The organism is Sutterella parvirubra YIT 11816, from assembly GCF_000250875.1.
In the GTDB taxonomy this organism is placed as follows: domain Bacteria; phylum Pseudomonadota; class Gammaproteobacteria; order Burkholderiales; family Burkholderiaceae_F; genus Sutterella; species Sutterella parvirubra.
In genome coordinates, this window is record NZ_JH604856.1 from 1 (window position 1) to 7,237 (window position 7,237).

General features: G+C 67.0%; 7 protein-coding genes. 1 reads left to right on the forward strand and 6 read right to left on the reverse strand.

Features of this window, described 5'->3' with window-relative positions:
- Nucleotides 1-91: 91 nt before the first annotated feature.
- The 6 genes from HMPREF9440_RS00820 to HMPREF9440_RS00845 all read right to left on the reverse strand — a co-directional run bounded on the left by HMPREF9440_RS00820 (nucleotide 92) and on the right by HMPREF9440_RS00845 (nucleotide 5,923).
- Nucleotides 92-1,297, reverse strand: a complete 1,206-nt coding sequence (locus HMPREF9440_RS00820) for an aminotransferase-like domain-containing protein (RefSeq protein WP_008540560.1) — start codon at nucleotides 1,295-1,297, stop codon at nucleotides 92-94.
- Nucleotides 1,298-1,513: 216 nt separating this feature from the next.
- The gene (gene nth / locus HMPREF9440_RS00825; RefSeq protein WP_008540561.1) at nucleotides 1,514-2,176 is read right to left on the reverse strand and encodes an endonuclease III; all 663 of its coding nucleotides are present in this window, start codon (nucleotides 2,174-2,176) and stop codon (nucleotides 1,514-1,516) included.
- Between the two features lie 57 nt (nucleotides 2,177-2,233).
- Nucleotides 2,234-2,854 (reverse strand): RnfABCDGE type electron transport complex subunit B, encoded by a 621-nt coding sequence (locus HMPREF9440_RS00830; protein WP_008540562.1) that lies wholly within the window; start codon nucleotides 2,852-2,854, stop codon nucleotides 2,234-2,236.
- Between the two features lie 23 nt (nucleotides 2,855-2,877).
- The gene (locus tag HMPREF9440_RS00835) at nucleotides 2,878-3,594 is read right to left on the reverse strand and encodes a ferredoxin--NADP reductase (protein WP_008540563.1); all 717 of its coding nucleotides are present in this window, start codon (nucleotides 3,592-3,594) and stop codon (nucleotides 2,878-2,880) included.
- A 112-nt stretch (nucleotides 3,595-3,706) separates the two neighbouring features.
- Nucleotides 3,707-4,030, reverse strand: coding sequence for a ferredoxin FdxA (gene fdxA / locus HMPREF9440_RS00840; RefSeq protein WP_008540564.1), 324 nt, complete (start codon nucleotides 4,028-4,030; stop codon nucleotides 3,707-3,709).
- Between the two features lie 186 nt (nucleotides 4,031-4,216).
- Nucleotides 4,217-5,923: an FAD-dependent oxidoreductase gene (locus HMPREF9440_RS00845; protein WP_008540567.1), complete on the reverse strand. Its 1,707-nt coding sequence runs from the start codon at nucleotides 5,921-5,923 to the stop codon at nucleotides 4,217-4,219.
- Nucleotides 5,924-6,051: 128 nt separating this feature from the next.
- On the opposite strand from HMPREF9440_RS00845, the gene dinB reads away from it, so the two are divergent.
- Nucleotides 6,052-7,143, forward strand: a complete 1,092-nt coding sequence (gene dinB / locus HMPREF9440_RS00850; RefSeq protein WP_008540569.1) for a DNA polymerase IV — start codon at nucleotides 6,052-6,054, stop codon at nucleotides 7,141-7,143.
- The last annotated feature ends 94 nt before the right edge of the window (nucleotides 7,144-7,237 follow it).

Genomic DNA, 7,237 nt, shown 5'->3' on the forward strand with positions numbered 1-7,237 from the left:
AGCCTCTCCTTTTAAGGAGGGGTGGTTGACCCGTTCTGGTCCGTTCTTCACGCGGGGCGTCCCCGGCGGGGCGCCCCGGTCGTGCGGGTTCTTACAGGAACTTGCGGAGCGTGTCGGCGAGCGACTTCACGCCCGCGTTGATGCGCTCCACCGGCACCGTCACGAAGGAGAGGCGCAGGTAGTTGGCGGGCTTCGGATCGTTCGCGAAGAACGCGAAACCGGGCACGAACCCGACGGGAACGTCGGTGGCGAGCACGGCCTTCATGAGTTCCGCGGCGTCGATGTGCTTCGGGAGCTTCATCCAGAGGAACATGCCGCCTTCGGGCTTCGTCCAGGAGAGTTCCGGATGCTGCGGCATTTCGCGCTCCATCGCGTCCAGCATCGCGCGGGCCTGACGGCGGTAGAGGGCGCGCACCATCGGGAGGTGATCCTTGAAGAGGCCTTCCGAGAGGACGCGGGCGCAGATGAGCTGCGTGAAGGTGGACGTATGAAGGTCCATCGCCTGTTTGAGTTCCATGCAGGCGTCGAGCACGTGCTTCGGCGCGAGGATGTACCCGAGACGGAAGCCCGGCGCCAGGACCTTGCTCATCGTGCCCAGCGTGATCGTGCGCTCCGGCGCGAAGGCGCGCAGCGACGGCGCCGGTTCGTCTTCGTACCAGAGTTCGCCGTAGGGGTTGTCTTCGACGAGCCAGAAGTCGAATTCGCGGGCCTTTTCGGCGAGCTTGCGGCGGCGTTCTTCCGAGATCGTGAGGCCGGTCGGGTTCTGGAACGTCGGCATCACGTACGCAAAGCGCGCACCTTCGACCATTTCACGCGTGATGAGGTCGGGGTTGAGGCCCTCTTCGTCGCAGGGGAGCTCCACGAACTTCGGGCTGTTCAGCGCGAAGGCCTGAAGCGCACCCATGTAAGTGGGCGATTCGACGAGGACCTTGGAGCCCGCATCGACGAAGAGGCGCCCCATCATGTCCAGAGCCTGCTGGGAGCCGGAGACGACGAGCACTTCGTCCGGGCTCGTCGGCGCGCCCTTTTCGGTTTCGCGGCGGGCGATCACCTCACGGAGTTCGGGGACGCCCTGGCAGGCGGAATACTGGAGCGCGCGGGCGGCGTGGTTGTCGAGCACCCACTGCGCGGCCTTGGCGATTTCCTTCACGGGGAAGCCTTCGGGGGAGGGGAGACCGCCCGCGAAGCTGATGACGTCCGGCCGGGCCGCGAGCGCCAGAACTTCAAGAATGACGGAGTCGCCCTTCGGGGCGCAGGCGGCACTGTAGGTGGGGGTCGGTCGGAAGTCGTTGTTCATTTTCTGCGTTCCTTGTTGAGTCCGTGGAATGCCGTCGCGGGTCCGGGCGCGAGGGATGCCCGTGGCTTGGTCGGACGGCCTGCTTCATTCGATTGTAGGAACGGCAAGGGGGCCCGAAGGCCCCCCGAAGACCCTTCTAGGCAAAACGCCCGAGGGTCGAATGCGCTCTGATGATTCAGGATCAGTTGCGCTAGGGTGTTTTGCTGATCGCGTGTTTCAGGCGGACGGCACCAAGTCCTTGAGACGCGCCTTCTTTTCAGGCGCCGAGCAGTAATCCGCCACCGGGCAGAGTTCGCACTCGGGCGAGCGCGCCTTGCAGCAATAGCGGCCGTGAAGCAGAAGGTAGTGGTGCGCGTGAAGGGCGAATTCCGCGGGGACGCGCTTGAGCAGAAGCGCCTCCACTTCGTCCGGGGTCTTTCCCGGCGCGAACTTCGTGCGGTTGGCGACGCGGAAGACGTGCGTGTCGACCGGCATCGTGGGGCGTCGGAAGGCGACGTTGAGAACGACGTTCGCGGTCTTCCTCCCCACGCCGGGGAGCGACGTCAGCGCGTCGAAGTCGTCCGGCACTTCGCCCCCGTACTTCTCCAAAAGCATCTCGGAGAGCGCCACGACGTTCTTCGCCTTGTTGCGGTAGAGCCCGATCGTCTTCACGTAGGGCGTGAGGCCCTCGACCCCCAGCTTCACGATCGCCTCCGGCGTGTTCGCCACGGGAAAGAGCTTCGCGGTGGCGATGTTGACGCCCTTGTCGGTCGCCTGCGCGGAAAGGACCACCGCGACGAGAAGCTCGTAGGGCGTGGTCCAGTTCAATTCGCTTTCCGGGTCCGGATGCGCGGCCGCGAGCCGCGCCATGAAGTCCTTGCGTTCCGAGGCTTTGACCATGATGCGGCTCCTTTTTCAACCGGGTCTATCGCGAGGTCGGGGTCAATAGTTTCGAGTTTAACGCTTCCTCGCCATGGCGAGGATGTCGGCCATGAGGGACGAGGTCTTCTTCGCGCCGTCCGCGCCGACGGGCGCGCGCCGGGCTTCGAGGCGCCGGTGCTCTTCCGCGGAGCGCCTGACGCTCCTCGCAAAGGCTTCTTCGTGGTGAAGGCGCGCGCGTTCGGCGTCTTCCGTCGTCCAAAGGGTGCCGGTTTCGACGAAGTCGATGCAGTCCATCGGGCAGGCCGGCGCGCAGCGCGCGCACCCAGTGCAGCGCGTGACGTCGACGGCGTGAAGGCGCTTCGCGCTCCCGACGATGGCGTCGGTCGGGCAGGCGCGCACGCACCAGGCGCAGCCGATGCATTCCGCCGCGCGGATCTTCGCGACCGCAAAGGGCGCTTCGTGACCGTACTCGGGGTCGAGCGGAAGCTCTTCCGCACCCGTGACGGCGCAGAGCCGCCGGATCCCTTCGGCGCCGCCCGGCGCGCAGCGGTTGACGGGCGCGGCGCCCGTCGCGATCGCTTCGGCGTAGGAGGCGCAGTCTTCAAAGCCGCACTGACGGCAGAGCGTCTGGGGGAGGCACCGGTCGATCGCCTCGACCGAGGCTCCATTAGGGTTGCTCGGGAAGATGGGGGGCATGGGTCTTCCTTGGAAGTTTCGGCTTACCAGAACTGCTCGGCCAAAATCTGGCCGGGCTTCCCGAAGCGGGGCGCGACCATGCCGCGGGCCTTCAAAAGCGCACGCGTTTCGGTGATGAAGTCGGGGTTGCCGCAAAGGAGCACGCGGGCCTGTTCGGCGTCGATCGCGCGGCCGACGTGGGCTTCGAGTTCGCCGGAGTCCAAAAGCTGCGGGATGCGGCCGGAGAGCTCGCCCGAGCAGTCGCGGGTCGTCGCGCAGGCGAGCGTGAAGGGGCCGGGGAGGGTTTCGTCCAAGAGCTTCTGCGCCGCGGCGGCGTCTTCAAGCGTGCGCACGCCCACGACGAGTACGACTTCCTCCCAGCCCTTCCAGAGCTTCCCCGTGCGGATCATCGAGAGGAAGGGCGTGACGCCGCTCCCCGTCGCCATGAGCCAAAGGGTGCGCCCGCCGGGAATGCGCTCGGGGTTCAGGTGCCCGTCGGGTTCGCCGTCCAACTCGACCTCGGCGCCCGGTTCCAGCGCGCAGAGCTTCGGCGAGAGCTCCCCCGTCTTCACGTTCGTGACGATGAGGCGGATTTCCGGCTCCTCCTCACCCGAGGCGATCGAATAGGCGCGGAACACCCCGTCGAGACCGATGCGGATGAACTGCCCGGCGCGGAAGGCAAAGCCTTCGGGGCGCGCAAAGACGAGTTCGCGCATGGAGGGCGAGGCGGGACGGTTGTCGAGAAGTCGGAGCACGGCCATGGCGGATACCTTCGGGTTGGAGGGGTGGCTACGGGACGCAGAAGCCTCCGGGCGCGGTGGGCGTGCGGAGGCTTCGGACGGATTTGGGCGGGGGCTTGCCGCCCCCCTTGAATCAGCGCTTCAGGAACTGAAGCTTGTTCTTCACGCCGCGCCATTCGTCCGCGTCGTCGGGCGCGGGCTTGCGGCGGGTGATCGAGGGCCATTCACGGGCGAGTTCGGCGTTGAGCGCGATGAACTCCTGCTGGTCGGCCGGGACGTCCTCTTCGGCGTAGATCGCCGCTTCGGGGCACTCGGGGATGCAGACCGCGCAGTCGATGCACTCGTCGGGGTCGATGACGAGGAAGTTCGGGCCTTCGCGGAAGCAGTCCACCGGGCAGACGTCCACGCAGTCGGTGCGCTTGCAGCCGATGCAGGCTTCGCAAACAACGTGAGGCATGTTGGGATTCTCCGTACGACGTGCGCGGTCAACGCGAAAGGGAAAACCGGACCGGCGGCGCGTCTTTGACGATGTTGACGTAAAAAAGGACGGCCGGAGACCGGCCGTCGCGGAATCGTGATTGTAGAACGTTTGGGCGGCCCGTGCGAACGCTTCGGGCCGCCGATTTGGCCTAATACCGTCGGCTTATTCGGTCGCCCGCCAGTATTCGATCCCGCCCGTGATGACGAAGACGTTGTCGTAGCCGGCTTCGTCCAGAACGCGCGCTGCCGTGTAGGCGCGGATCCCGCGTCGGCAGAGCACCGCGATCGTTTTCCCCTCAGGGAGTTCGTCGACGCGCTCACGCAGTTCGCCCAAGGGGATGTGCTGCACGGGGGCGTCGAACGGCGCCTCGACCAATTCCTGCGCTTCGCGCACGTCGAGCACCGTGAGGCCCTCGGGCGTGTTCGGGACGTCGTCGCCCAGGTCGGGCTTTTCGCCCGCGAGGAGCGCGCGGAGTTCGCCGGGTTCGATGAATCGCACGAGGTTGTTCAAGATGTTTTCTCCGATGTGGCCGCACGTGTTGACGGGATCCTTCGGGAGCCCGGTCTGCGGAGCGTAGCAGAGGTCGAGCTGGGCGAGGTCGTAGACCGTCGCCCCGAAGCGCATCGCGGTCGAAATCACGTCGATGCGCTTGTCGGCGCCGTCGCGGCCGATCGCCTGGGCGCCGAGAATTTTGCCCGTCTTGTCGAAGAGGACCTTCAGGAGAAGCGGCGTCGAATTCGGGTACCAGCCCACGTGGTTCGAGCGGAAGGCGGTCGCGGTGAAGTAGTCGCGGCGAAGGCGGAGCCCTTCGGTTTGGAGCGTCTGCTCGTTCTTCCCCGTCGAGGCCCAGAGCATCCCGAAGAAGGACACCGCGTTCGTGCCGAAGCCGCCTTCGGTCGGACGGGCTTCGAACTTCGCGGCGATGTGGTCCGCACAGGCGCGCGCTTCCTTCACGGCGGTCGCCGCCAGCATCATCGGACGGAATTCGCCCGACATCGGATCAAAGGAGACCGCGACGTCGCCCACGGCGTAGACGTCGGGGTCTTCAGTCCTCATGTGGCGGTCGACGAGAATCGAGCCGCGGGCGCCCAAGGGAAGGCCCGCCGCGGCGGCGAGTTCCGACCGGGGGGCGACCCCCGCCGCGCAGACGAGGTAGTCGACCTCGAGCGAGGTGCCGTCGGAGAGCGTGAGGTTGATCTTCCCGCCCACGCGTTCGGCCTTCGTGACCGACGTCTCCATATGGAAATGCATCCCGGGGTGACTCTTCGAGGCCCAGCGGCGGAAGGCCGTCGAGAGCGCCGGGTCGTTTCGGCCCATGATCGTGCGGCCGTACTCCATCAGGTGCACGGTGCCGCCCGCCTCCACCACGTTTTCCGCGGTTTCAAGCCCCACGGCGCCCCCGCCGATCACGCCCACGGTGAGGCCCGGACGCGCCTTGAGGGCGCGGGCGAGCATCTCGGCATCCTCGGGGCGCCACATCGGATGGGCGCACTCCTTGAGGCCTTCGATCGGAAGGACGCGCGCGGCGGCGCCGGTCGCGAGCACGAGCTTCGCGTACGAGAGGGTTTCCTCCTTCCCGGTTTCAAGGTCACGCACCGTGACGGTGCGGGCCGCGCGGTCGATCGCGGTCACTTCGGTGCGTTCGCGCACGATGACGCCCTGCTGTTCGCGCAGCGTCTGCGCATCGGTCGAATAGAGCCCGGCGCCCTTCGCGAGCCGCCCGGCGGCGTAGTAGGGGAGCGCGCAGTTCGCAAAGGCGACGCGTTCGCCCCGCTCGAAAACGACGACCTCCGCCTCGGGGCGAAGGCGCTTCAGACGGACGGCGGTGCCGATGCCGGCGGCGACGCCGCCCACGATCACGATGCGCATGAATTCTCCGGAAAGTGCGTTCAATGAATGATGGGCCCGATTGTACGGTCCTCCCGGATGCGGGACCACCCGCCGAATGGCTAGCACCCTCGGATGAGGCGCGGGGCCCGGCGCGTAAAATCTCCGGCATGAACGAGCCCATCTTCCAGAACGACACGTCTCGCCGCATCGTCCACGTCGACATGGACGCCTTCTACGCCTCGGTCGAGCAGCGCGACAACTCCGCGCTGCGCGGCCGCCCGGTGGCGGTCGGCCACGCCGAGCGCCGCGGCGTCGTCGCGACCGCGAGCTACGAGGCGCGCGCCTTCGGCGTGCACAGCGCGATGCCGAGCCGCGAGGCGATGGAACTCTGCCCGCAGCTGATCTTCGTCGAGGCGCGGATCGCGCACTACCGCGACGTCTCCTCCTCGATCCACGAGATCTTCCACCGCTATACGGACGAGGTGGAGCCCCTCTCCTTGGACGAGGCCTACCTCGACGTCACCCACAACAAGCTGGGGATCGGCGAAGGCACCGAAGTCGCCCGCCGCATCAAGTCGGACATCCGCCGCGAGCTCGGCCTCGTCGCGAGCGCGGGCGTCTCCTACAACAAGTTCCTCGCCAAGATCGCGAGCGATGAAAGGAAGCCCGACGGCCTCTGCACGATCCACCCGGACCGCGCACAGGCCTTCATCGACGGGCTCAAGGTGGAGAAGCTCTGGGGTGTGGGTCCCGCCACCGCCGCGAAGCTCCACGATCTGGGGCTTCACTTCTGCGCGGAGGTGCGCCGCAAGCCCTTTGCGTACCTCGTCGAACATTTCGGATCGTCGGGCGCGCAGATCTACAAGTTCGTGCGCGGGATCGACACCCGGCCGGTCGATCCGCGCCGGGAGCGAAAGAGCGTCGGCTGCGAGGAGACCTACGCCGCCAACATCGAGCGCGCCTCAGACGCGGGCGCGGCGCTCGCCTCGATCGCGGCGGAGCTGAAGCGCCGCCTCGCGCGTGCGGACTTCCGCGGCCGCACGCTCACGATCAAGGTGCGCGCCGGGGACTTCAACACGATGACGAGAAGCCGCACGGGCGGCGTGATCGGGCCGGAGACGCCCTCGGAGGAGATCGCCCGGTTGGGGGTGGAGCTCTTGGCGGGCGTCCCTTGGCCGCGCGACGGCGTGAGGCTCTTGGGCCTCACGGTGAGCGGCCGCGCGGGCGGGCTCATGACGACGCAGGAAGCGCTCTTCTGAGGTTTCGAATCAGCGCGAACGGCGCTCGGCGTCCTTCTGGGGCTAAACTAGTTCCACGGAGAGCTTCCAAACCTACCATAAGGCGCAGGATATG

Excerpts from the sequence above, each read along its gene's own strand:
- HMPREF9440_RS00830 (WP_008540562.1), bottom strand. The coding sequence starts at position 2,854 with ATGCCCCCCATCTTCCCGAGCAACCCTAATGGAGCCTCGGTCGAGGCG.
- fdxA (WP_008540564.1), bottom strand. The coding sequence starts at position 4,030 with ATGCCTCACGTTGTTTGCGAAGCCTGCATCGGCTGCAAGCGCACCGAC.
- HMPREF9440_RS00820 (WP_008540560.1), bottom strand. The coding sequence starts at position 1,297 with ATGAACAACGACTTCCGACCGACCCCCACCTACAGTGCCGCCTGCGCC.
- HMPREF9440_RS00835 (WP_008540563.1), bottom strand. The coding sequence starts at position 3,594 with ATGGCCGTGCTCCGACTTCTCGACAACCGTCCCGCCTCGCCCTCCATG.
- HMPREF9440_RS00845 (WP_008540567.1), bottom strand. The coding sequence starts at position 5,923 with ATGCGCATCGTGATCGTGGGCGGCGTCGCCGCCGGCATCGGCACCGCC.
- dinB (WP_008540569.1), top strand. The coding sequence starts at position 6,052 with ATGAACGAGCCCATCTTCCAGAACGACACGTCTCGCCGCATCGTCCAC.
- nth (WP_008540561.1), bottom strand. The coding sequence starts at position 2,176 with ATGGTCAAAGCCTCGGAACGCAAGGACTTCATGGCGCGGCTCGCGGCC.